Source organism: Nonomuraea sp. NPDC003560 (assembly GCF_042878785.1).
GTDB lineage: Bacteria > Actinomycetota > Actinomycetes > Streptosporangiales > Streptosporangiaceae > Nonomuraea.
The window spans coordinates 14,889-35,261 of record NZ_JBIAOF010000026.1; the positions used below are offsets into that span (position 1 = coordinate 14,889).

At 68.7% G+C, this 20,373-nt stretch carries 21 protein-coding genes and 2 tRNA genes; 11 read left to right on the top strand and 12 right to left on the bottom strand.

The window, feature by feature from the left end; translation table 11 throughout:
* Nucleotides 1-2: 2 nt before the first annotated feature.
* On the top strand, nucleotides 3-293 hold the full coding sequence (locus ACFYUV_RS50785) for a WXG100 family type VII secretion target (protein ID WP_387683245.1): 291 nt from the start codon (nucleotides 3-5) through the stop codon (nucleotides 291-293).
* A 14-nt stretch (nucleotides 294-307) separates the two neighbouring features.
* On the opposite strand, the gene ACFYUV_RS50790 is transcribed toward ACFYUV_RS50785, so the two are convergent.
* Together ACFYUV_RS50790 and ACFYUV_RS50795 are read right to left on the bottom strand one after the other, a co-directional pair.
* A complete protein-coding gene (locus ACFYUV_RS50790; protein WP_387683247.1) occupies nucleotides 308-805 on the bottom strand; it encodes a hypothetical protein in 498 nt (165 codons plus the stop codon).
* A 655-nt stretch (nucleotides 806-1,460) separates the two neighbouring features.
* Nucleotides 1,461-1,533: transfer RNA gene (locus ACFYUV_RS50795), tRNA-Arg, on the bottom strand.
* 1,740 nt (nucleotides 1,534-3,273) lie between these two features.
* Between ACFYUV_RS50795 and ACFYUV_RS50800 the strand changes: the two genes are divergently transcribed.
* Entirely contained in the window at nucleotides 3,274-4,302 is a 1,029-nt protein-coding gene (locus tag ACFYUV_RS50800; protein ID WP_387683249.1) for a D-alanyl-D-alanine carboxypeptidase family protein, read from the top strand.
* On the opposite strand, the gene mscL is transcribed toward ACFYUV_RS50800, so the two are convergent.
* Genes mscL through ACFYUV_RS50815 form a run of 3 tightly spaced genes read right to left on the bottom strand, consistent with a single transcriptional unit; the run spans nucleotide 4,299 to nucleotide 6,118 of the window.
* Complete coding sequence (mscL, locus tag ACFYUV_RS50805; RefSeq protein ID WP_352326225.1) at nucleotides 4,299-4,697, bottom strand: large conductance mechanosensitive channel protein MscL; 399 nt, start codon at nucleotides 4,695-4,697, stop codon at nucleotides 4,299-4,301. The two genes, ACFYUV_RS50800 and mscL, sit on opposite strands and share 4 nt — an antisense overlap.
* Nucleotides 4,698-4,730: 33 nt before the next feature.
* A complete protein-coding gene (locus ACFYUV_RS50810; RefSeq protein ID WP_387683251.1) occupies nucleotides 4,731-5,312 on the bottom strand; it encodes a Flp pilus assembly protein CpaB in 582 nt (193 codons plus the stop codon).
* The gene (locus ACFYUV_RS50815; RefSeq protein WP_387683253.1) at nucleotides 5,309-6,118 is read right to left on the bottom strand and encodes an S-methyl-5'-thioadenosine phosphorylase; all 810 of its coding nucleotides are present in this window, start codon (nucleotides 6,116-6,118) and stop codon (nucleotides 5,309-5,311) included. Before ACFYUV_RS50815 ends, ACFYUV_RS50810 begins: the two co-directional genes overlap by 4 nt.
* Nucleotides 6,119-6,250: 132 nt before the next feature.
* Between ACFYUV_RS50815 and ACFYUV_RS50820 the strand changes: the two genes are divergently transcribed.
* Nucleotides 6,251-8,218 (top strand): MFS transporter, encoded by a 1,968-nt coding sequence (locus tag ACFYUV_RS50820; protein ID WP_387683255.1) that lies wholly within the window; start codon nucleotides 6,251-6,253, stop codon nucleotides 8,216-8,218.
* Nucleotides 8,219-8,249: 31 nt separating this feature from the next.
* On the opposite strand, the gene ACFYUV_RS50825 is transcribed toward ACFYUV_RS50820, so the two are convergent.
* The 3 genes from ACFYUV_RS50825 to ACFYUV_RS50835 form a co-directional block, all read right to left on the bottom strand.
* Nucleotides 8,250-8,549 (bottom strand): FmdB family zinc ribbon protein, encoded by a 300-nt coding sequence (locus ACFYUV_RS50825; protein ID WP_387683257.1) that lies wholly within the window; start codon nucleotides 8,547-8,549, stop codon nucleotides 8,250-8,252.
* Nucleotides 8,550-8,618: 69 nt separating this feature from the next.
* On the bottom strand, nucleotides 8,619-10,124 hold the full coding sequence (locus tag ACFYUV_RS50830; RefSeq protein WP_387683259.1) for a potassium/proton antiporter: 1,506 nt from the start codon (nucleotides 10,122-10,124) through the stop codon (nucleotides 8,619-8,621).
* A gap of 23 nt (nucleotides 10,125-10,147) precedes the next feature.
* Nucleotides 10,148-10,717 carry a 5-formyltetrahydrofolate cyclo-ligase gene (locus tag ACFYUV_RS50835; protein ID WP_387683261.1) on the bottom strand — a complete coding sequence of 190 codons (570 nt, stop codon included), beginning with the start codon at nucleotides 10,715-10,717 and terminating at the stop codon, nucleotides 10,148-10,150.
* Nucleotides 10,718-10,741: 24 nt separating this feature from the next.
* Here ACFYUV_RS50835 and galU point away from each other — a divergent pair, with 24 nt between their 5' ends.
* The 7 genes from galU to ACFYUV_RS50870 all read left to right on the top strand — a co-directional run bounded on the left by galU (nucleotide 10,742) and on the right by ACFYUV_RS50870 (nucleotide 15,290).
* Nucleotides 10,742-11,644 (top strand): UTP--glucose-1-phosphate uridylyltransferase GalU, encoded by a 903-nt coding sequence (galU, locus tag ACFYUV_RS50840; RefSeq protein ID WP_364341108.1) that lies wholly within the window; start codon nucleotides 10,742-10,744, stop codon nucleotides 11,642-11,644.
* Nucleotides 11,631-12,806 carry a gephyrin-like molybdotransferase Glp gene (gene glp / locus ACFYUV_RS50845; protein ID WP_364341110.1) on the top strand — a complete coding sequence of 392 codons (1,176 nt, stop codon included), beginning with the start codon at nucleotides 11,631-11,633 and terminating at the stop codon, nucleotides 12,804-12,806. The genes galU and glp overlap by 14 nt, the downstream gene beginning before the upstream one ends.
* A complete protein-coding gene (gene moaC, locus ACFYUV_RS50850) occupies nucleotides 12,803-13,279 on the top strand; it encodes a cyclic pyranopterin monophosphate synthase MoaC (RefSeq protein ID WP_387683263.1) in 477 nt (158 codons plus the stop codon). The genes glp and moaC overlap by 4 nt, the downstream gene beginning before the upstream one ends.
* On the top strand, nucleotides 13,276-13,755 hold the full coding sequence (locus ACFYUV_RS50855) for a MogA/MoaB family molybdenum cofactor biosynthesis protein (protein ID WP_352325746.1): 480 nt from the start codon (nucleotides 13,276-13,278) through the stop codon (nucleotides 13,753-13,755). Before moaC ends, ACFYUV_RS50855 begins: the two co-directional genes overlap by 4 nt.
* A gap of 58 nt (nucleotides 13,756-13,813) precedes the next feature.
* Complete coding sequence (locus ACFYUV_RS50860; RefSeq protein WP_352366396.1) at nucleotides 13,814-14,467, top strand: GNAT family protein; 654 nt, start codon at nucleotides 13,814-13,816, stop codon at nucleotides 14,465-14,467.
* Nucleotides 14,468-14,591: 124 nt separating this feature from the next.
* Nucleotides 14,592-15,164: a hypothetical protein gene (locus ACFYUV_RS50865; RefSeq protein ID WP_387683265.1), complete on the top strand. Its 573-nt coding sequence runs from the start codon at nucleotides 14,592-14,594 to the stop codon at nucleotides 15,162-15,164.
* A 49-nt stretch (nucleotides 15,165-15,213) separates the two neighbouring features.
* Nucleotides 15,214-15,290: transfer RNA gene (locus ACFYUV_RS50870), tRNA-Ala, on the top strand.
* 244 nt (nucleotides 15,291-15,534) lie between these two features.
* Here ACFYUV_RS50870 and ACFYUV_RS50875 read toward each other — a convergent pair.
* The 3 genes from ACFYUV_RS50875 to ACFYUV_RS50885 all read right to left on the bottom strand — a co-directional run bounded on the left by ACFYUV_RS50875 (nucleotide 15,535) and on the right by ACFYUV_RS50885 (nucleotide 18,253).
* On the bottom strand, nucleotides 15,535-15,945 hold the full coding sequence (locus ACFYUV_RS50875; protein ID WP_387683267.1) for a hypothetical protein: 411 nt from the start codon (nucleotides 15,943-15,945) through the stop codon (nucleotides 15,535-15,537).
* Nucleotides 15,942-17,240 (bottom strand): hypothetical protein, encoded by a 1,299-nt coding sequence (locus ACFYUV_RS50880; RefSeq protein WP_387683269.1) that lies wholly within the window; start codon nucleotides 17,238-17,240, stop codon nucleotides 15,942-15,944. Before ACFYUV_RS50880 ends, ACFYUV_RS50875 begins: the two co-directional genes overlap by 4 nt.
* A gap of 77 nt (nucleotides 17,241-17,317) precedes the next feature.
* Nucleotides 17,318-18,253 carry a hypothetical protein gene (locus tag ACFYUV_RS50885; protein WP_387683271.1) on the bottom strand — a complete coding sequence of 312 codons (936 nt, stop codon included), beginning with the start codon at nucleotides 18,251-18,253 and terminating at the stop codon, nucleotides 17,318-17,320.
* Between the two features lie 72 nt (nucleotides 18,254-18,325).
* On the opposite strand from ACFYUV_RS50885, the gene ACFYUV_RS50890 reads away from it, so the two are divergent.
* Nucleotides 18,326-18,631: a helix-turn-helix domain-containing protein gene (locus ACFYUV_RS50890; protein WP_387683273.1), complete on the top strand. Its 306-nt coding sequence runs from the start codon at nucleotides 18,326-18,328 to the stop codon at nucleotides 18,629-18,631.
* A 268-nt stretch (nucleotides 18,632-18,899) separates the two neighbouring features.
* On the opposite strand, the gene ACFYUV_RS50895 is transcribed toward ACFYUV_RS50890, so the two are convergent.
* Nucleotides 18,900-19,424: a hypothetical protein gene (locus ACFYUV_RS50895; RefSeq protein ID WP_387683275.1), complete on the bottom strand. Its 525-nt coding sequence runs from the start codon at nucleotides 19,422-19,424 to the stop codon at nucleotides 18,900-18,902.
* Nucleotides 19,425-20,373: the final 949 nt, after the last annotated feature.

Sequence of the window (20,373 nt, forward strand, 5' to 3'; positions counted from 1 at the left end):
ATATGTCCTTCCCTGACCCTGGCCAGATACTTCGACAGGCCGCTGAAAAGGAGTTACTTGCCGCTACTTTTACCAAGCACGCCAAGGCGCTGGAGGAGGTTTTCGTCGGATCTCTAGGGAGTCCTCAGGCGGTCGGGGCGTTTTGGAGAGGGGCTGCCGCCGACCGGTTCAACAGTCAGGCCGCGCAATTACGTCGCGAGATCGAACTTCTTCGCGAGCACTGCATGTCCACCGCCGAACATTTGCGGAAGCAAGCTGAACTCATGCGCAAGGAGGGAGCTCAGTTGGCTTGAACAATGTGGGGATGCTAGTGGTCGGCGCCATAGCAACCGGTCTTTCCGGCGATCATAATATGCGGCGACTGGTTTTTGCGGACGGTCACAATAAACGTCAGCCCTGACTTTGGGTTGTGCATCACCGACACACCCAGGTTCGCGTCGCGGAGGTCTCGCTGGCCTATGACCGTGTCATATCCCATGAGTCCTAGTAGACCTCGCATCAAGCCAGCAGCGTTGTCCGGCATGGATGCCTCAGGTGGCCCGGAAAGATCTCCTTGTGCGCGAAAAAACCGCTGCACTTCGCCAGGCGTGCAGCCTGATTCCGCATCCTTGTCTGCCCGTTCCGTTGCCATCAACTTTCCGGAAGCGGCTACTTCGCGAGATGCAAGCAGCTTGTCGCCGTCCGCTATGAGTTGTTTCGTGGCCTCCTGGTAGGAGGGCCTGTCGGAGTCTCCTGCGCAACTCGTCATGGCTGCAAGAGAGATGAGTGCTGCCGCGACAGATAGCCAGCGAATATTTGGGCGCACTCTGTGGACACTACCCAAGCTCTACTCTTAGGTACAGCTTGTATGCCTGATATGCACTGCTGACACCATCACCTGCCAAGTCAATTGTCCTCGCTGCCCTGCACACCCAGGAGGGCGCCGTTGATCGGGTAGGAGGTGCACGGTCCGTCCGTGGATCTCAACGCCGCTCCAGGGCAGGTGGCTGGGTAGTTGCAGATGAAGGCGTTGCGCTACGGCCGGTTGCGCGAGGCTGCATCCCTCGTCCACTCTGCCGACGGCTCTGGCCTTCCTGTACTGACCAACCGGGACGACGTCTGAACTCAGCCGAACTGCTGGAGCCAGTCGGGCTGCTGGAGGCCGAAGTCCGCGGCCGACAGCGTCCAGTGCCAGTCACAACGGGTATCAACGGGTTGTACCCCACCTCTGCGCCATCCTGCTGGCTGGTCGCTTCCTGGGGTGCTACCTCTCGGTCGGTCCTGGAGCCGGCGAGCCGTGTCGCCGCAAATCTGCGGGTGGACCAGCGAAAACGCACTCAAGATCATCCCGCATATGTCCCGTGATCAAGGTCCTACGGCTGCATCTGGGTGCTCTCGGTGACCTATCAAGGGTCTGGTAAGCAAAAGACCTGCGGGTGAGAAACCGCAGGTCAGAGGCTCAAACGCCTGGTGCAGATGAGTGCCCCCGGCAGGATTCGAACCTGCGGCACCCGCTTTAGGAGAGCGGTGCTCTATCCCCTGAGCTACGGAGGCGGACTCTCGTAAGCCTAGCGAAAGTTGGGCAGTGCGTGGGCCGCCGGGCCGGGGTCAGTTTGGTGAGGTTGGTTATGGGTGCTCTGAGCTGCGGTAAAGGCATGGCAAGCGGTCGGATTCCGGTGCTTCGTGCGTGGCTAGCTTCTGCGTGTGACCAGGAGGCGATCCACGCAAGCTCGTAGGCGGCCCGTTGTGTTGTTCGGGGCGTTGCTGGCGCCGGCGATTCTTGCCGGCGGACTGTTGGCGGGGGAGATGCGGGGGTTCGAGGGAGTTGGTGCGCCGGTGGGGATGGAGGAGCGGAGGGCGGTGCGGTTGGCGTTCGAGCCCGTGTGGATGCCCGCGCCTGCTCATCCTGATCGGCGGTACGAAGGGGTGATTCCGGCGCCTGTGCGGAAGGTCGCCGAGGTGTCTGAGGCGTTGGAGGTGCGGTCCTCGGTGCCCGCGCCTGCGCCGGAGCCGGATCCTGTGGTTGAGGAGGAGCCGTACGCGCCTGAGGCGTCGCGGTCCTCGCCCGGGTGTGCGGGGGAGTGGGAGGACACCTGGCTGTGGGACATGTGCCGGGAGCGGGAGCAGGAGGCGGCACAGAATGCCCGCTATGGCTGGTTGTCGGGTTTGTGAAGTTGACGAGGGGCGTTGGCTGAGGAGGGTGTGGTCGCGGGGTGCGGCGGCGCCCCAGGCCGCCGGCGCCCCAAGCCGCCGCCGGCCGGCGGCCAGCTAGGCCAGTGAACTTTCTCCCGGTGTGCTGTGTCTCGGGGCGGTTAGGCGCGGGAGTGGCTTGGGGGTTGGTGTTGGTTGCGGTTGGGGTTTCCCGATCAGAGGGCACTGCACTGCTGTGGCAGGGGGCGTCGGCTTTGGTGGGCACGCTGGAGGTCGTTGCGGACGGCCTGGTCACTCTTGGTGGCGGGCCTGCGTGCGGCGGCGCAGCTGGGGTGAAGGTTCCGAAGCCAAGGGCTGAGGTGAGGTCAGGAATGGCTCGGCGACGTTGCGCGGCGTGTGGAGGACCGTAGGCCGAGTGGCGCAGCTCTTGAAATGACCTCCTGTCGTGCCCAACAGGCCGCGACAGACTCGGAGGTCTGGAGACGCCGTCGGCGGTGATCTCAGAAGGGACTGGTCGCAAGGGTCTGGTGAGCACCGTTCCTGGAGGAGGACGAGCCGCCGAAGCTCAGAAGGTGGAGGAGTCCGCAAAGGGGGCGTCGCGGGTCCTTGTAAGGGGCCGCGGTCCTCGTGACAAGAGACGCCGAAGGCCTCGGAGAGGTGAGAAAGGGTGCTGTAGCGGACAGCGGAGATGAACCGCCGCAAGAGAGCTCAGGTGGAGTCGTGGGGGGCTATGTCATGCCAGGACGTCCGGAGGTCTGGGTGTGTGCGGTGCGGCGGTGCACGAGGAGGGCAACCGTGCACGACAGGCAGTGGTGCGGTTGGTCCGGCTGGCCAGTGTGCGCGCTCTGCAGCCTGTCTCCGGGTTGCGCAGTGACAGCGCCTCACGGGTCGCCTGAACACCGACAGAGAGGTCAAGGCGCACTGTTCGGGGGCGAGGGTGGAGGTAGGGATGCGATGCCGCTGGTGGGGAGGGGGAGCCGTACATAGTGCGCTTTTTGTCTCATAGCAGCTCTTCGGAGTTCGGTCCGGACACTCAGGGGGCTGTAGTAACGTGCGTGCCTGACCCGGGTAACGAGTGTGCAAACGGAGGAGTCGAACGTGCCATCCCCTCGATCAGCGGGTCTGATCGCGGTCGTCATGGCGATGGCTTCTCTCTTCGTGCCGTCAGCGGTTCAGGCGCAGGCGCGGACCCAGGTGGAGCGGCGGGATCCGAGCAATCTGGCGGAGCTGCGCAAGGAGGCCGAGAAGTCGGCCAAGGAGCTTGAGGACGCCACCAAGGCGCTGGAGAAGCGGCGTGCCACGATCGCGGCGTCCGAGAAGGAGCTCAAGACCAAGCTGAACGGGCTGCAGGATCTGGAGCGCAGGCTCGCGGTGATCCGGCAGCCGGTCTCGCAGCTGGCAGAGCTGCTCTACGAGCAGCCCGTCGGGGCGGACGGCGTGGTGCCGTTCCTGTCGGGGGACGCCGGCGTCGGCACCCTGCGGGCGCTCTCGGACTCGACGGAGATGGTCCGGGTGCGGCAGCAGGCCGTGGAGCAGACCAGCACCCTGTACAAGGAGGCCGAGCGGCTGGCCGCCGAGGCTCAGGAGCTGAGGGCGGGCAACCTGCTGGCCGAGGCCCAGATGGCGGCCGAGATCGACACGCTCAGGCAGCGTTCGGACAAGATCGTCAAGTCGCTCACCGCGGCGCTGGTGAAGCTGGGCATCAAGATCGACAAGGTCGGACGGGCGGCGCTGGGCTGCAACCCCCTCCAGGCCGCCACGGCCAACAACTACCCCAACGGGCTCATCCCCAAGAGCATGCTCTGTCCGTTGCAGCAGAAGGGCTTCAGTCTGCGGGCGGACGCCACCATCGCCTTCGTCAGCCTGAACGAGGCCTACCGGAGGCGGTTCGGCAAGGCGATCTGCGTGACGGACGCCTACCGGAGCCTGGCCGAGCAGCAGTCCGTCTACTACCGGCGGCCGGGGTTCGCGGCCGTGCCGGGGCGGAGCAACCACGGTCTCGGGCTGGCTGTGGACCTGTGCGGCGGCGTGGAGCGGTTCCGGTCCACGGAGTTCGTGTGGATGGAGAAGAACTCCAAGAGGTACGGGTGGTTCCATCCCGCCTGGGCCTACAGCAGCCCGTTCGAGCCGTGGCACTGGGAGTACGATCCGAAGATCGACTCGCAGCTCTAGGCGGGCACGACCTCGGCGCTGCAGAAGGCGCAGCGGGAGGCGGCCTTCGGGATCTCCGACAGGCATTCGGGGCAGTCGCGGGTCTTGGCCTCGACCTGGGCCGCCGCGCGCTCCTTGAAATGCGTGTACGGCTTGACGACCAGGAAGTAGATCACCGCCGCGATCATCAGGAACGAGATCACCGCGTTGACGAACTTGCCGTACATGAAGTGGGACGCGCCGACGGTGACCTTCAGCGAGGAGAAGTCGGGCAGGCCGCCGAAGGCCGAGATCAGTGGGGTCAGCAGGTCGGCGACGAACGACTGCACGATCGAGTTGAAGGCCGCCCCGATGACCACCGCGACCGCCAGGTCGAGGACGTTGCCCTGCATGAGGAACTTCTTGAATCCGTTCATGGCCAAGGATCGTAGTCGAACGATTACTCTCAGCTAACTCTTGAAGGTGATGGAGAGGCGGCCCGATGTCTGGGCGCCCGCCAGCTGGGCCGCCTGGTACGGGGTCGCCGCCAGCACCACCAGCGCGCCGCCGGTACGGGAGTCGTCGGCGGGACGCGGGATGGTGATCACGCGGACGTCGTCGGCGATGAGCTGGGCCGGCTGACCGCCCTCCCCGGCGGCCAGGACGCCGATGGTCGAGCCGGGGGAGATGAGGGCGACGGCGTCGGGGTCGGCGATGCGCACGGGGGTGGCCACCGTGCCCGGCGGCAGCGGCACGGGATGGAGCAGGCGGGCGTCGGTCAGCGGCTCGCCCCGGCGCATGGGCCCGGCGAGGTAGCGGCCCGCCGCGTACGACCGGACGGCCCCGTCAGGCGGATGGGCGAGCGGCGCCGGACGGAGGTCACCGGGACGCAGGGGGCCGGGGGTTAGATCGCGGGCGGCGACGAGGACCTCAGGGCCCGCGGCGGGACGGAGAGCGACATAGGCCGACAGGACGCCCACCGCGGCCAGGACCGCCGCGATCAGACGACGTCGCCGGGCCCACGGCCGCAGCCAGGCCGGCTGCCTGCTCACGGCAGCTCGAAGGGCAGCTTGATGCCGTCGAGGGCCGAGCCGCAGGGACACGTTCGGTCGGTGGGCAGGGCCTGGACGGTCTCGGCGATCAGCGTGCGCATGCGGGTGACGTTGCGGGCGAAGAACTCCAGCACCTCGTCGTGGGTCACGCCCTGACCGGCCTCGACTCCGGCGTCGTGGTCGGTCACCAGGGAGAGCGAGGTGTAGCACAGGGCCAGCTCGCGGGCCAGCACCGACTCGGGATAGCCGGTCATGCCCACGATCGACCACCCGTTGGCGGCGAACCACTGGGACTCGGCCCGGCTGGAGAAGCGGGGGCCCTCGATGACCACCAGCGTGCCGCCGTCGACGACGTCGCCCCAGCCGGTGGAGCGGGCCGTGGCCACGGCCGCGGCTCTGCCGGACGGGCAGTAGGGGTCGGCGAAGGAGACGTGGACGGCCCCCGAGACGTCGTAGTACGTCTGTGGCCGGCCCGAGGTGCGGTCGACGATCTGGTCGGGCACGACGATGGCGCCGGGGCCGTGCTCGGCCTTGAGTGAACCGACAGCGCTGGGGGCGAGCACCTGGGTCACGCCGAGCGAGCGCAGCGCCCACAGGTTGGCGCGGTAGGGGATGCGGTGGGGAGGGAAGCGGTGGTCCCGGCCGTGCCGGGGGATGAACGCGACCGAACGCGAGCCGATGCGGCCGACGGTGACGACGTCGCTGGGGGGCCCGTAGGGGGTGGAGAGCTCGATCTCCTCCGCGTCGTCGAGCAGGGAGTAGAAGCCCGAGCCGCCGAGGACGCCGATGTCTGCGCGAGTGACCATGGCGCCGAGAGTAGCCGGACGACCGAGGGCGGCGAGAACGCCGAACGCCGTTCTGTGGACAACCGCGCGGGCGCGAGATCACCATATGAACGCGGAGCGTACGCACACCAGTACGAAGAGTAGGATCGCCGCATGCGGCAAAAAGGGCTGGGCCTCATCATCCTCGCGCTGATGCTCGGCATGCTGCTGGCCTCCCTCGACCAGACCATAGTCTCCACGGCCCTGCCGACGATCGTGAGCGACCTGGGCGGGCTGGAGCAGCTCTCCTGGGTGGTGACGGGCTACATGCTCGCCTCGACCGTCTCCACGCCGTTGTGGGGCAAACTGGGCGACCAGTACGGCCGCAAAAAGCTCTTCATCGCCGCGATCATCATCTTCCTCCTCGGATCGGCCCTGTGCGGGCTGAGCCGGAACATGGGGGAGCTGATCGGGTTCCGGTCGATCCAGGGGCTGGGCGGCGGCGGGCTCATGGTGCTCGCGCAGGCGATCGTGGGCGACGTGGTCTCGGCCCGCGAACGAGGGCGCTACCAGGGCTTCTTCGGCGCCGTCTTCGCCGTCAGCAGCATCGTGGGGCCGCTGCTCGGCGGGCTGTTCGTCGACCATCTGTCCTGGCACTGGGTGTTCTACGTCAACCTTCCCCTGGGCGCGATCGCCCTGGGTGTGATCGCGGCGGCGCTGCCCGGCGACGACACGCGCACCAGCCATCGCATCGACTACGCCGGGGTGGTGCTGCTCGGCGGCGCGACCTCGTGCCTGGTGCTCATCACGACCTGGGGCGGCACGACCTATCCCTGGGCGAGCCCGGTCATCGCCGGCCTGGCGCTGGGGGCGGCGGCGCTGGTCGCTGCGTGGGTGGCCGTCGAGCGGCGGGCCGCCGAGCCGGTGCTGCCGCTGGGGCTGTTCCGGGTGCGGGCGTTCGCGATGTCGTCCGCGGTGGGGTTCGTGGTGGGGTTCGCGATGTTCGGGGCGCTCACGTACCTGCCGCTGTTCCTGCAGGTCGTGCATGGGGTGAGTCCCACCTTGTCCGGGGTGTACCTGCTGCCGATGATGGCCGGGATGCTCACGATGTCGATCGTCAGCGGGCTGGTGATCTCGAAGACCGGCAGATACCGCTTCCTGCCCATCGCGGGCACGGCCGTGGCGACGGCGGGGCTGTTCCTGCTGTCCGGGCTGAGTGAGCGCAGCAGCCTGCTGACGATGGGCGGCTACCTGCTGGTGCTCGGCGTGGGGCTCGGGATGACCATGCAGGTGCTGGTGATCGTCGTGCAGAACGCCGTCGACTTCAAGGACCTCGGCGTGGCCACCTCGGGGGCGACGTTCTTCCGGTCGATCGGCGGCTCGTTCGGGGTCGCCACGCTGGGGGCGGTCTTCACCGGCACGCTCAACGGCGACCTGCGGGAGGTGCTGGCCAGGGCCCGGTTGCCGGCGGGGTTCGACCCGTCCAGGATCCAGCGCGACCCGACCGTCATCCAGCGGCTGCCTCCCGCGCTGGCCGGTCAGTTCCTCCATGTGTACGCCGACGCCATCGCCACCGTCTTCCGGGTGGCAGCGCCGGTGATGTTCGGCGCGTTCGCGCTGAGCTGGTTCATCCCGCAGACGCGGCTCAGGGAGACCACCAAGGCGGCGGACCTGGGCGAGGGGCTGGGCGCCACGTCGGCCGAGCGGTCGTCGCTGGAGGAGGTCGAACGGGGGCTCATGCGGCTCGCCGACGCCGACCTGCGCAGGGGTTACTACGAAAGACTGGGGGCGCTGGCAGGGCTGAGCGGCCTCGCGCCGCAAGGGGTGTGGGTGCTCGCCAGGCTCAACGGCAAGGGCTGGGTCGGCGCGGGCGAACTGGCCGAATGCGCCAAGGTGAGCAGGGCGCACGGACGGCCCCACGTCGACCGGCTGGTGGACGAGGGGCTCGTGGAACGTTCTGAGGACGGCGAGCGGCTGCGGCTCACGCCGAAGGGGGACCGGGCAGCCCTGGGGCTCGTGCGCTGCTCACGCGAGGGGCTGAGCAGGCTCGTGGCCGACTGGGGGCCCGATCCACAGCTGACGCGGCTCGTCGATCGCATCGCGCCGGAACTGCTCGGCGCGTACGCCGACCGGCCTCGATGAGGCCCCCGCCCGTGCGGGCGGGGTGACGCGCCTAGTTGGAAGCCGCGGCGGGCGCCGGCGCCGGGGTGGACGACGACGACGCGGACGACGACTCGCTCGACTTGCTCTCGGCCGGCTTCGACGGGGTGGTCGAAGAGGCGGAGGACGTCGAGGACGAGCGGTTGTCGGTGCGGTAGAAGCCCGAACCCTTGAACACGATGCCGACGGCGGAGAACACCTTCCGCAGGTTGCCCTGACAGTTGGGGCACACCGTCAGCGCATCGTCGGTGAACTTCTGCACGACTTCGAGCTGCTCGCCGCAGTCGTTGCAGGCGTACTGGTAGGTCGGCACGCGCTCCTCCTTATACGTTCTGGCACTCGAGCGATGCGACTGCTAATGCTAACCGATTGGGCCAAACACCTATTCCAACCCCCGCTCCCCGTACCAACCGGCCAGCTTGCCGCTGCGGCTCACCGCGCGCAGGCGGCGTTCGACCTGGTCACGGCAGGCGGCCGTGGTGACCACCAGGAGCTGGTCGTCGGCCCGGACGCGGGTGCTGTTGTCCGGTACGAACGATTTGCCGTCGCGGACCACGAGCGTGACGGCCGCTCCGGCGGGCAGGCGCAGCTCGAAGACCTCCACGCCGTGCAGGCGCGACCCGACCGGCACCTTGACCTGGAGCAGGTCCGCCTTGAGCTCCTCCAGCGGCGCGGACTCCACCTCCAGGTCGTGCGCCTCGCCCGGCGCGCTCACCCCGAGCAGCCGGGCCGCGTACGGCAGTGTGGGCCCCTGCAGCAGCGTGAACACGATCACGATCACGAAGACCTGGTTGAAGATCTCCTTCGAGCCCTGCACGCCGGACGCCCACGGGATGGTCGCCAGCACGATGGGGATCGCGCCGCGCAGCCCCGCCCACGACAGGAACGCCTGGTCGCGCCAGCTCACGCGATCCAGCCGCAACGCCCGGGCCACGGTCGAGCTGACCAGCACCGACAGCGGGCGGGCCACCATCACCAGCACGGACCCGGCGATCACGCCCGGCACGATGGCCGACGGCAGCTCCTTGGGGGTGGCCAGCAGCCCGAGCATGACGAACAGCCCGATCTGCGCCAGCCACGCCGCGCCCTCGGCGAACCCTCTGGTCGCGGCGCGGTGGGGCAGGCGCGAATTGCCCAGGATGAGGGCCGTGAGGTAGACGGCCAGGAAGCCGGAGCCGTGCAGCAGCACCGCGCCGCCGTACGAGACGAAGGTGAGGGCGAGCACGGCGATCGGGTAGAGGCCGGAGGCGGGGAGGGCGACGCGGCGCAGCGCGTACGCGCCCGCCGGTCCGACCGCGAGGCCCACGGCCGCGCCGATGACCAGCTCGATGGCCGTCTCCAGCAGGAACGTTCCCACGGACGCCGGCCGCCGGGACGCCCCGCTGAGCAGGACGACGGCGATGACCGTGGGGGCGTCGTTGAATCCGGACTCCGCCTCCAGAACCCCCGCCAACCGGGTCGGGAGCGGCAACCTGCGCAGCACCGAGAAGACGGCGGCCGCGTCCGTCGAGGCCAGCACGGCACCGAGGACCAGCGCCGCGGTCGGATCCATGCCGAGCAGCCCCTGGACGGCGAGCGCCACGACCACGATGCTCACCGTCACGCCGACGGTGGCCAGGATCAGGGCGAGCGGCACCGATTTGCGGACGTGCGACCAGGTCGTGGTCAGACCGCCCTCGGCCAGGATCACCGCCAGCGCGATCAGGCCGATCTGCTGGACGGCCTGCGGGCTCTCCAGCTTGGCGCCGAACCCCGAGGCCCCCAGAACCAGGCCGAGGGCCAGGAAGAGGAGAAGGCTGGGCAGGCCGCTGCGATGTGCGATGCGTACGGACGCGATGGCCGCGATGACAATTCCGGCGCCGATCAGGAGCCAGACATCAAGCGTCATCCAGCCCCCTCTCGTCCCTTCGGTCACATAAGCCTAGTGAGTCCGCGCGGGGTTATCGCAAAACGGACCCGGTGGTCGTGCGGCTCGGCGGGCACGTCGTCGATCAGCTCGCCGTCGTGCAGCAGGGCCACCGTGGGGACGTTGGGCCCCACCCTGGCCAGCGCGCGGTCGTACGAACCGCCGCCGCGGCCGAGCCGCACCCCCGTGCGGCGGTCGACCGCGAGGGCGGGCACGATCACCAGCGCGGCCGTGCGGACGGCGTCGACGCCCCGGCGCGTGTCGACCGGTTCCATGATGCCGAAGCGGCCAGGGGCGAGCGTGTCCGGGCCGTCGTAGACCGCCCAATCCAGGTCATTGTCCTCTTTCAGCACCGGGAGGATCACCGTCGCGCCGTGTTTCCACAGAGCGAACACGAGACCGTGCGTCTCCGGCTCCGACCCGGCCGACCAGTAGCAGGCCACCAGGCCGGCCATCTGGACCCACGGCTGTTCGAGCAGCGTCTCGCGAACCTTGGTGGCGTTTGCCCGCAGTTGTTCGGGGGGGAGAGCGGTACGCGCCGCGAGCAGTCGGCGACGCAGGTTCAGCTTGTCCACAGGTACCTCCACTAGGGTCTACTCATGGCTGACTTCGACCCTGTGACGAAAGCCGTCGTGCCCGCCGCGGGTCTGGGCACCCGGTTCCTCCCGGCGACCAAGGCGACACCCAAAGAGATGTTGCCCATCGTCGACAAGCCCGCGATCCAGTATGTCGTCGAGGAGGCGGCCTCCGCCGGGCTCCTCGACGTCCTCATGGTCACCGGCAAGAACAAGCGGTCCATCGAAGACCACTTCGACCGCGCGTTCGAGCTGGAAGAGGCCCTGGAGGCCAAGGGCGACGAGCAACGGTTGTCCCAGGTCCGCGAGCCCGCCTCGCTCGCCACGCTGCACTACGTGCGGCAGGGCGAGCCGAAGGGGCTCGGGCACGCGGTGCTGTGCGCCAAGCAGCACGTCGGCGACCACCCGTTCGCCTGCCTGCTCGGTGACGACCTGATCGACTACCGCGACCAGCTGCTCAAGCGCATGATCGAGGTGCGTGACACGTTCGGCGGCAGCGTGGTGGCGCTGATGGAGGTGCCGAGGGAGCAGGTCTCGCTCTACGGCGTGGCCACCATCGCCGGCACCGTCGAGGACGACGTCGTGCGCGTGACCGACCTGGTGGAGAAGCCGCCGGTGGACGAGGCGCCCTCCACATGGGCGGTCATCGGGCGATACGTGCTCGATCCCGCCATTTTCGAGGTCCTGGAGAACACCCCGCCGGGGCGCGGCAACGAGATCCAGCTCACCGACGCGCTGCGCACGCTGGCCGGCCGCGGCTCCGAGCAGGGCGGGCCGGTGCACGGCGTGCTGTTCCGCGGGCGGCGGTACGACACCGGCGACAAGCTCGACTATCTGCGCACGGTGGTGAAGTTCGCCGCCGATCGCGAGGATCTGGCGCCGGAGTTCGTGCCGTGGCTGCGGGAGTTCCTCGATGAGATCGGTTGACGCGCATCTGGCCGAGATCCTGGCCACTGTGCGTCCGCTGGCGCCTCTGGAGCTGGAGCTGGAGCGGGCGCTGGGCACGACGCTGGCCGAGGACGTCTCCTCGCCGGTGCCGCTGCCGCCGTTCGACAACTCCGCGATGGACGGCTACGCGGTCAGGGCCGAGGACGTCCCCGGCACGCTGCCGGTGATCGACGACGTCGCCGCCGGCTCCGACGAGCTGCGGGCGGTGGGCCCCGGGCATGCCGTCCGCATCATGACCGGGGCGCCGATGCCGGCCGGGGCGGACTCCGTCGTACCGGTGGAGTGGACGGACGGTGGCACGGTCTCCGTCCGGATCAATCGGGATGTCCCGGTCGGTAACGCGATTCGCCGGGCGGGCGAGGACGTCCAGGCGGGCGAGGTGGTGCTCAAGGCCGGCACGGTGATCGGGCCGGCCCAGCTCGGGATCATCGCCGGTGTGGGCCGGCGGCGCGTGTGGGTGCGTCCGCAGCCGCGCGTCGTCGTCATCTCGACCGGCGCCGAGCTGGTCGAGCCGGGGGCGCCGCTGAACCGCGGGCAGATCTGGGACTCCAACAGCTTCACCCTGACGGCCGCGGTCCGCGAGGCGGGCGCCGAGGGGTTCCGTGCGGGGTCCGTCGGCGACGATCCCGCCGTGCTGCTCGACCAGCTCGACACCCATCTGGTGCGCGCCGACGCGATCATCACCAGCGGCGGGGTCTCCATGGGGGCCTACGAGCCCGTCAAGGAGGCGCTGTCGCCGCTCGGCACGGTCCGGTTCGAGAAGGTCGCGATGCAGCCCGGCATGCCGCAGGGGTTCGGCGTCCTGGGCGACGACCGGGTGCCGATCTTCGCCCTGCCGGGCAACCCGGTGTCCTCCTTCGTGTCGTTCATGCTGTTCGTCCGCCCCGCGCTCGACAAGATGCGCGGCCTGCCCACCGACACGGCCCCGGTGACCGCCTACGTCACCGCGGCGCTGCGCTCGCCGTCGGGCCGGCGCTCGTACCTGCGCGGCGTGCTGTCCTCCGACGGCACGGTCGCGCCGGTCCACGGGCAGGGCTCCCACCAGCTCGCGGCCCTGGCCTCGGCGAACGCGCTGATCGTGGTGCCGGAGGACGTGACCGAGGTGCCCGGCGGGTCCGAGGTGGAGGTGATCCGGATTTGAGCGAGTTCACGCATCTCGACGAGACGGGCGCGGCGCGCATGGTCGACGTCTCGGCCAAGGACGTCTCGGCCCGTAGCGCGACGGCGTCCGGGCGGGTGCTGCTGTCGTCCGACGTGGTGGCGCTGCTGCGGTCGGGCGAGGTGCCCAAGGGCGACGCGCTGGGGGTGGCCAGGATCGCCGGGATCATGGGGGCGAAACGCACGCCCGATCTCGTCCCGCTCTGCCACCCGATCGCGTTGCACGGCGTCAAGGTCGTGCTCGACGTCGAGGACTGGGGCGTGGCGATCACCGCCCGGGTGCGGACGGCCGACCGCACCGGGGTGGAGATGGAGGCGCTGACCGCCGTCACCGTGGCTGCGCTGGCGTTGATCGACATGGTCAAGGCGGTCGATCCGGCCGCCGTGATCACCGACGTCCGGGTGGAGGAGAAGGTGGGCGGCAAGACCGGTCTGTGGACCAGGGAAGCCACGTGATCAGGGCGCTCGTGGTGACCGTGTCGAACCGCGCGTCCGCCGGGATTTATGCCGACAAGTCAGGGCCGTTGCTGGCCGAGCTGCTGGCGTCCGACGCCGGCTGCGAGGTCTCGGGGCCTGTGGTCGTCCCCGACGGCGACGCGGTCGAGGCGGCGCTGCGGGACGGCGTCGCGCAGGGTTACGACGTGATCGTCACCACCGGCGGCACCGGGCTCACCCCCCTCGACCTGACGCCGGAGATGACCGCCCGCGTGATCACCAGGGAAATTCCCGGTATAGCGGAGGCCATTCGCCTGGCGAATCGCGACAAGGTGCCCACGTCGGTCCTGTCTCGAGGGCTGGCCGGTCAGGCGGGTGACACGTTGATCGTGAATCTGCCCGGCTCGTCCGGGGGCGTCCGGGATGGGGTGGCGGTGCTCGCCCCCGTCCTGCGGCACGCCGTCGAGCAGATGAAGGGCGGCGACCACCCCCGCTGACCAGGTTTCGGTCTGCCGATCGATGATCCGTGGCGACATCGAGCCCGATGGGGGGATGATGAGAGGCGTGGATCGACTTCGTGGCTGGCCGGCGATTCTGAACGAGGGCCCGGTAGGCCTGCGGCCGCTGCGGCTGAGCGACGTACGCGTCTGGCGCGAGACCAGGTTGCGCAACGCCGACTGGCTGCGTCCCTGGGAACCGAGCAACCCCGAGACCCCGCTGTTCAGGACGGGGCTCGGCCCGTACATCTCCATGGTCGGCACCCTGCGCCGCGAGGCCAGGCAGGGGCTGGCGCTGCCCTGGGTGGTCACCTACGGCGGCCGCTTCGCCGGGCAGCTCACCGTGGGGGCCATCGTGTGGGGATCTGCCCGTTCCGCCCAGGTCGGTTACTGGGTGGACGGCGCGCTGGCCGGGCGGGCCATCATCCCCACCGCCCTGGCCCTGGCCGTCGATCATTGCTTTTTCACCACCGGATTGCATCGGCTAGAGGCGAACATCCGTCCTGAGAACCAGGCCAGCCGTAGGGTGGTGGAGAAGCTCGGGTTCAGGGAAGAAGGCATTCGGCGTCGCCAACTCCACATCGACGGGGCCTGGCGCGACCACATCTGCTACGCGCTGACCGTCGAGGACGTCCCCGGCGGCCTGCTCGTACAGTGGCGGCGCGCCCGTGAGGCGGCCGCTCACGGCGGTTCTCCGATCGAAGAGGTTTGACGATCTCGCGACACACCGCACCGAATGCTCGTCAATCAGTGACACACGGTCTTACGGTGCGTGACGTGAGCACAATGAAGGCGCGACGAGCACAGACGCGCTTTCGTGCTGCCCGGAGGTGGTCGTGAGCAGCGTCTTCCTCTATGTCGCCATTGTGGTGATGTGGCTGTGCGTCCTGATCCCGATGTGGTTGCGCCGGGACAAGACGAACCTCCAGGAGCTGGCCGAACTCGAAGAGCACTACACCGGCGAGCACGCCCTGCCCGACCTGGACAACCTCGACGCCACCCTCGGCGACGAGGACGCGCCGGAGGCCGAGAAGGTCGATGTCCGGCAGTTCCGGTTTCGGCGTAGGGCGATCATCGTAGCGCGCCGCCGGAGGTTGTTGTTCTTCACCGCGCTGCTCGTGCTCGCCTCGGTGGTCACGGCCGGGGTCGAGATGATCCCGTGGTGGGGTGTGGCTCCGTCCGTGGTCGTCATGCTGTCGTACATGGCCTTTCTGCGGATCGCCGTACAGGTGGATCGCGAACGCCGCGAGCGGGCGCTCCAGGCGCGCTCTGAGCGGCTGCGACGGGCCCGCGAGCGGCGCCGGGCGGCGGCCGAGGTGGAGGCCGAGGTGATCGACCTGACCGCGCTGCACGCCGACGTCCTGTTCGACCAGTACGCCGAACCACCCAAACGGGCGGTGGGGGACTGAGAGGATGGCGCGAGGACCCTTGGGAGTTTGCTAATCTGGTCGAGTCCTTGGGGATGTAGCGCAGTCCGGTAGCGCACTTCGTTCGCATCGAAGGGGTCAGGGGTTCGAATCCCCTCATCTCCACCAGGGGCCGTTCTTGAGACGGCCGGACTGAAGTTGACGGGATCCCGTCTGATCATCGAGATCAGGCGGGATCTTGTCGTTTCAGGAGTTACCGAATCGGGTTCGTCCTGGTTCGGGGACCGCGGAGTCAGCTTCTGGGAAGGCCCGGGTGGTGTCAGGCCGCTGGTGGTGGGGCGAGATCCGGCCGTTGGGCATGGCGAAGCCGATGGTGGACGGGGCGCTGCGACAAGGTGGCGGGTTCTGCGGCTCATGGGGCGGGTGGTGGCCTGCTCTGGCCTGCGGGCGGTGTGCCGTCGAAGGGCTGGGCTGGAGTCGGCGGAGTGTCGGCGAGTGTGACGGGCTGGTCTTGGGGCTGGTGGATGTGGCGCCACTGGTCGAGAAAGTGGTCGTCGGCGACGGTGACGAGCAGTGCGACCAGGATGGTCTGGGCGACGCGGCCGTGCGCGAGCCGGTGCTTGGGATCGCCGAGGTCGAGGTCGTGTCCCTTGAGTCGGCCGTTGATGCCTTCGGTGTTGGCGCGGATGGACTTGTAGGTCCCGATCCAGGCAGAACTCAGGTAGACCAGGTCCTGGCGGAACTTGTCGAGGTGGCCGAGATCGTCCTTGCGGACGGTGATGGTGTGCTGGCTGCAGAGCTTCGGCAGTTGAGCAGCCTTCAAATCAGGCTGTGGTGGCAGGACGCGGGGTTTGGCTGCGGGGTGAGCGGCTCGCTGCCGGCGTCGGTCAGGTCGACTGCGGTGGGGCGGCTGGGTCCGTGCTGGTGGAGGCGGTCGAAGCGGGGGCAAGTGACCGATGGCGAGGTGCCTGCTGCTGGGCACTGGAAGCGGACGGCGCCGTTCGCGTTCGCGCTCTGTTTGAGGCGCAGCAAGTACGGCTCTCGCGCGGCGATCAACGCGGCGAGCTCTTCCGACGGCGCGCGGATGGCGGCGTCGTCCAGGCCGGTGGTGGCGTGGGCGAGCCGGCCGGGCATCAGTGGACAGGCTGGGGAGCCGTCGATGAACAGGGTGCCGTGGACGCTGCCCTGCACTCCCCGCTGATCCACTTTGTAATCGAGTGCGAGCCTGTAGCCGAGTTCGCGCGCGGGTTGAGCGAAATGGCCGGGTTGCTGGTCGGTGTAGGCACGGTCGGCGACGGCGAATGTTGCGGGCAGACCGAGCGTGGCCAGGGGTTTGAGCGTGGTGATGGCGTTGGCGCCGATGCGTTTGTGCGGGGTGTCGAGGACCAGGCCGAGCGCCAGTTGCGGGAAGGAGCCGAGTGCCGAGCGGGTGCTGGCGGCGACGGTGAGCGTAGCCGAGTAGCCGTACTCGGGTGGGCCGTTGCCGGCCGAGTGGTGCCAGCCTGCGGTGATCTCGGTGGAGGCGATCAGTTCGCCGGTGGAGCGACGGGCTCGGGGTGGGCGGGCGAAGACCGGGGCGGCGGTGGTGTCGATGCCGACGTCGCCGCGGAACTGGCGGAGGTAGCCCCGGCCTTTGGCCCAGCGCACTGGGGTGAGCACCAGCGCGGTGACGATGTCCTGCAGCAGTTCCCGCTTGTGCGAGTGTGCTGGGTCGTCATCCTCCCAGGCGGCGGCCAGTGTGTCGGCCTGGTGCTGGGGCAGGCGGGCGCGCCTGTCGTGACGGGCTGGATCCAGCACGGTGGTCAGCCGGTCGAAAGCCCGGTAGAAGCGGCGGGAAGAGGCGAGCACCTGGTGGACATCTGCGGGGTCGACTTCGGGCAGGCCGAGCCGGTGGCGTGCGGTGGCGGTCAGGCAGAACGCGGCGATCCGCCAGGCCTCGACGAGCGTGGCCTTGCCAGTGTGGTTGATGGACAGCAGCAGGCAGGTCAGCACTGCGGCGATGGGCAGCCCGGGCGGGCCGGGCCTGAGGCCGAGTTCGGCGTCGATCAGCGACAGGATGCCGGAGTCGTCCAGCAGTCGGGCGTAGTGACCGACGACGGCATCGTGGATCTGTGCCATCTGCTTGGCAGGTGGCCGGGGCCGGGTGGCTCGGGCTCGGGTGGTGCGCGGCGGCCAGGCGCGTGGCTTCGCCGTACTCACCTGCCCTGTTCGTCGGGCCTGCCGCGCAGCAGCGCGACCGCGGTGGGCTCGTCCAGGACGGGCACGAAATGTTGGTAGCGGGCCAGCGCGGAGGTGCTCATCCCGGCCGCGTCGGCCACCACCCCCAGATCGATGCGGGAGCACAGCAGTTCGACGATCCAGGACGAGCGCAGCCGGCGCACCGACAGAGCGGGCAGGCCGCCGGTCGGGGTGTGACGTGCTGTCCAGGAGCTGAACAGGTTCTTGGCGTGCCGGGCGGTGCGCTTGGACCGGAACACGAACCGGTCACCCGGCTGGTCGGCGGCATAGGCCAGGACATTCTCCCAAACGGCGCGGCAGACGATCAGCCGCTGGGTGCCAGGGACGGCGACCACAACCGCGCCGCAGGCCAGGCGGCGCAGATGCCCGGTACGGACGGCAGCCACCTCTCCGGAGGTCAGACCGCAGCCGCAGGCGAGCGCCATCAGCACGAGCGCATCGGTGCGAGCTTGGCCGGGCAGGCACTCAGCCCAGCCGCGAAGGCGGCCGAGCTGGGCCGGCGAGTAGGGCGGACTGACCGTCTTGGGGGCTGTCATCGGTGGCGGCGCCTGTTCGCCGCGTTCCAGCCAGGCCAGCGTGGCGCGCATGTGCCGCAGCCAGCTGCGGTAGGTCTGCGCCGAGCTCGGGGCCAGGTCGGTGCAGCCGGTAAGGACGAACGCGTCGATCGTCTCGTGCCGCAGCCACACTTCCGGATCATCCGGCAGACCGGAGCGGTGACACCACACGGCCAGCCGGGTGGTTGCGGTGAGCAGCCGCTCGACCCGGTAGGGGGAGCGGGCGGCGCTGGCGGCGACCAGCATCCGCACCTGCCCGCAGACACGATCCCACTCCGGCGGGGCGTTCTGCGGCCGGTAACCGGTGATCGTGGCCGAGGTCACGGGATCGAGGGTCACACCCCATCCATAGTGGCAGGACAAGCAGCCGTTACGCAGCGCAACGACATCTACCGAAAGGAGTGCTTTGTCATGGTCGGAGGACGTGCGCGCTCGGCCACTCCCCGGGATCTGGCCGAGAACCCGCAGGCCTGGCCCCACGCGGACCTGGCCGGTCATCCTCCCGCTGCGGTTGTCCAGGCCATCGCCGCCAGCCTGGCCAGCATTCTGGCCGAGCGGCGGCTGAGCTTGCGCGGTCTTGCCGCCGTCTCCGGCGTCAACCGCCAGTCCATCGCCGACCTGCTGGCCGGGCGGTCCTGGCCGGACGTGGCCACCATCGCTCTGCTGGAGACCGCGCTCGCGGTCCGGCTGTGGCCGGAGGGCGCTCCGGCTTCCTGACGACGGCGCCGAGCTCTGAGCAGGATGCCGTGATGACCTCGACGACATGGTCGAGCCTTCCCCCCGCCGCTTCGAAAACCCGGCATCCGGGCATGAAGCAGCCGTCATTTGGCCCGACGCCCTCCAAGCGAACACCTACCGCGTTACGCTCAGGGGGCGCGAGCCTTCGAAGAGTTAGGTTCTGTTGGGCGCTCACGCAACCCGGTGCCGTCGAGGTGCAACTCGGCGGCACCACTGTTTGACCCGGTCACCAGACCGGAAGCTGTCCTCAGCTCGTGACGGCGCTCCCTTCGTCGGCGAAACTGGGTACCCTGTTCGCGATCGCGAACAAGCCCTGCTCCCGTTCGGTCAGCCATCCATCGACCACCAGCCGCTTGAGCCGCGCGCGCATCCCCTCCACCTGGCCGCGAACATCCTGCTGGCCCAGCGCCCGCACCACATCCCGCGCCCGAAGCGGCTTGTCGGAACTGGCCAGCAACACCACTGCGTCCTTACGCAACCCCCGCAGAATCGGACGCGCCTGAGGCCCCTCTGCCCCTGCGGCGGCGCTTCCCGGGCCACTGCGGCCCCCATCCTGGTCGTTTCCGCCAGCTTTGCCGGGCTCCGCTCCGACCGGCTCTTCGGCTGCCTCCAGCGCGGTCAGTTCCTCGCGCGCGATGGACAGTCGTTCCAGGCGACGCTCTGCCGTAGCTAACCGCTCCTGCAGCTCCGCCATTTGCCCGGATAGCTCAGCGCATTCATGCCGCGCGGACTCCTCAGCCCGCTCCAGCTTTGCCAGCAGCGACGTCACCATCGCCTCCCTCTTGGCAGTCCGAGCCATAGGCATCACTTACCGCATTGCTGCAACTCCATACTGTAAGCGGCGATGGCATCGCTGACCCTCAGGACTGCAAGATCCCTCGCGCAGCCACAGAAAAATGACAGGCCCTGCACCATCCAGGGCGAGGATCACCACATCTCCCATGGCTTTTGTGCCGCAAGACATGAGTGGTCATCACGACATGAGTGGTCATCACGAGGAGGGCTCGATGGGGCACGCAGGAAGATGCCGACACCTCAGCCAACTCCAAGTGATCCGCCCCGAAGCCGGCATGATCTGCGCATAAGTTACGACCTTGCGGTATAGGAGGGCGAGCGCCCCGCAAACGATCGAGAAGCGAGAGACGCCCATACCACCCTGCCGGCCCCGGCCTTGAGGCACGTACCTCGGTCATTCGCCAGGTCAAGGGCGAGGAGGCAGACGCTGCCCTGGTCATTCTGTCTGACGATGACCGCACCGTGCGGCTGGTCGACGCCTGGATATCGGGAACCCACGATCTTGGCCGAGAACTTGCGGGTGCTGTACGTCGCCGCCACCGGTGCCCGACGACTGGTGGCTTTTGAGCTATGCGAAACCGTTCACGACAAGCTGTGCTCCCATTTTGAGAGTGAGGGCGTGCGGTAGTCACTGCCGAAGGCTGAGGCCCACCTCATGGCATTGGCAGATGCATCGACTGAGATGCCTCCGGTCGCACTGCGGTCCTACTCACGATTGAAGGGCCACCGATCGCGGCAGACCGAGCACGGTGCCCATATGCGCGCAGCCGGGTCGGTGCTAGGCGGCCAAGGGCATCGTGTCAGATCTGGTGGTTGACGTTGGGGCGGCGGGCTAGGTGCTGTTTCTTAGATCTGCTGACTGATCGTGCCTGGGCGGTCACGATTGGCCTATGGGTCGAGGTGACTTAACTAACGCGGAGTGGGAG

Excerpts from the sequence above, each read along its gene's own strand:
- ACFYUV_RS50785 (WP_387683245.1), top strand. The coding sequence starts at position 3 with ATGTCCTTCCCTGACCCTGGCCAGATACTTCGACAGGCCGCTGAAAAG.
- ACFYUV_RS50800 (WP_387683249.1), top strand. The coding sequence starts at position 3,274 with ATGGCTTCTCTCTTCGTGCCGTCAGCGGTTCAGGCGCAGGCGCGGACC.
- mscL (WP_352326225.1), bottom strand. The coding sequence starts at position 4,697 with ATGAACGGATTCAAGAAGTTCCTCATGCAGGGCAACGTCCTCGACCTG.
- ACFYUV_RS50815 (WP_387683253.1), bottom strand. The coding sequence starts at position 6,118 with ATGGTCACTCGCGCAGACATCGGCGTCCTCGGCGGCTCGGGCTTCTAC.
- ACFYUV_RS50820 (WP_387683255.1), top strand. The coding sequence starts at position 6,251 with ATGCGGCAAAAAGGGCTGGGCCTCATCATCCTCGCGCTGATGCTCGGC.
- ACFYUV_RS50830 (WP_387683259.1), bottom strand. The coding sequence starts at position 10,124 with ATGACGCTTGATGTCTGGCTCCTGATCGGCGCCGGAATTGTCATCGCG.
- galU (WP_364341108.1), top strand. The coding sequence starts at position 10,742 with ATGGCTGACTTCGACCCTGTGACGAAAGCCGTCGTGCCCGCCGCGGGT.
- glp (WP_364341110.1), top strand. The coding sequence starts at position 11,631 with ATGAGATCGGTTGACGCGCATCTGGCCGAGATCCTGGCCACTGTGCGT.
- ACFYUV_RS50860 (WP_352366396.1), top strand. The coding sequence starts at position 13,814 with ATGAGAGGCGTGGATCGACTTCGTGGCTGGCCGGCGATTCTGAACGAG.
- ACFYUV_RS50880 (WP_387683269.1), bottom strand. The coding sequence starts at position 17,240 with ATGGCACAGATCCACGATGCCGTCGTCGGTCACTACGCCCGACTGCTG.
- ACFYUV_RS50890 (WP_387683273.1), top strand. The coding sequence starts at position 18,326 with ATGGTCGGAGGACGTGCGCGCTCGGCCACTCCCCGGGATCTGGCCGAG.
- ACFYUV_RS50895 (WP_387683275.1), bottom strand. The coding sequence starts at position 19,424 with ATGGTGACGTCGCTGCTGGCAAAGCTGGAGCGGGCTGAGGAGTCCGCG.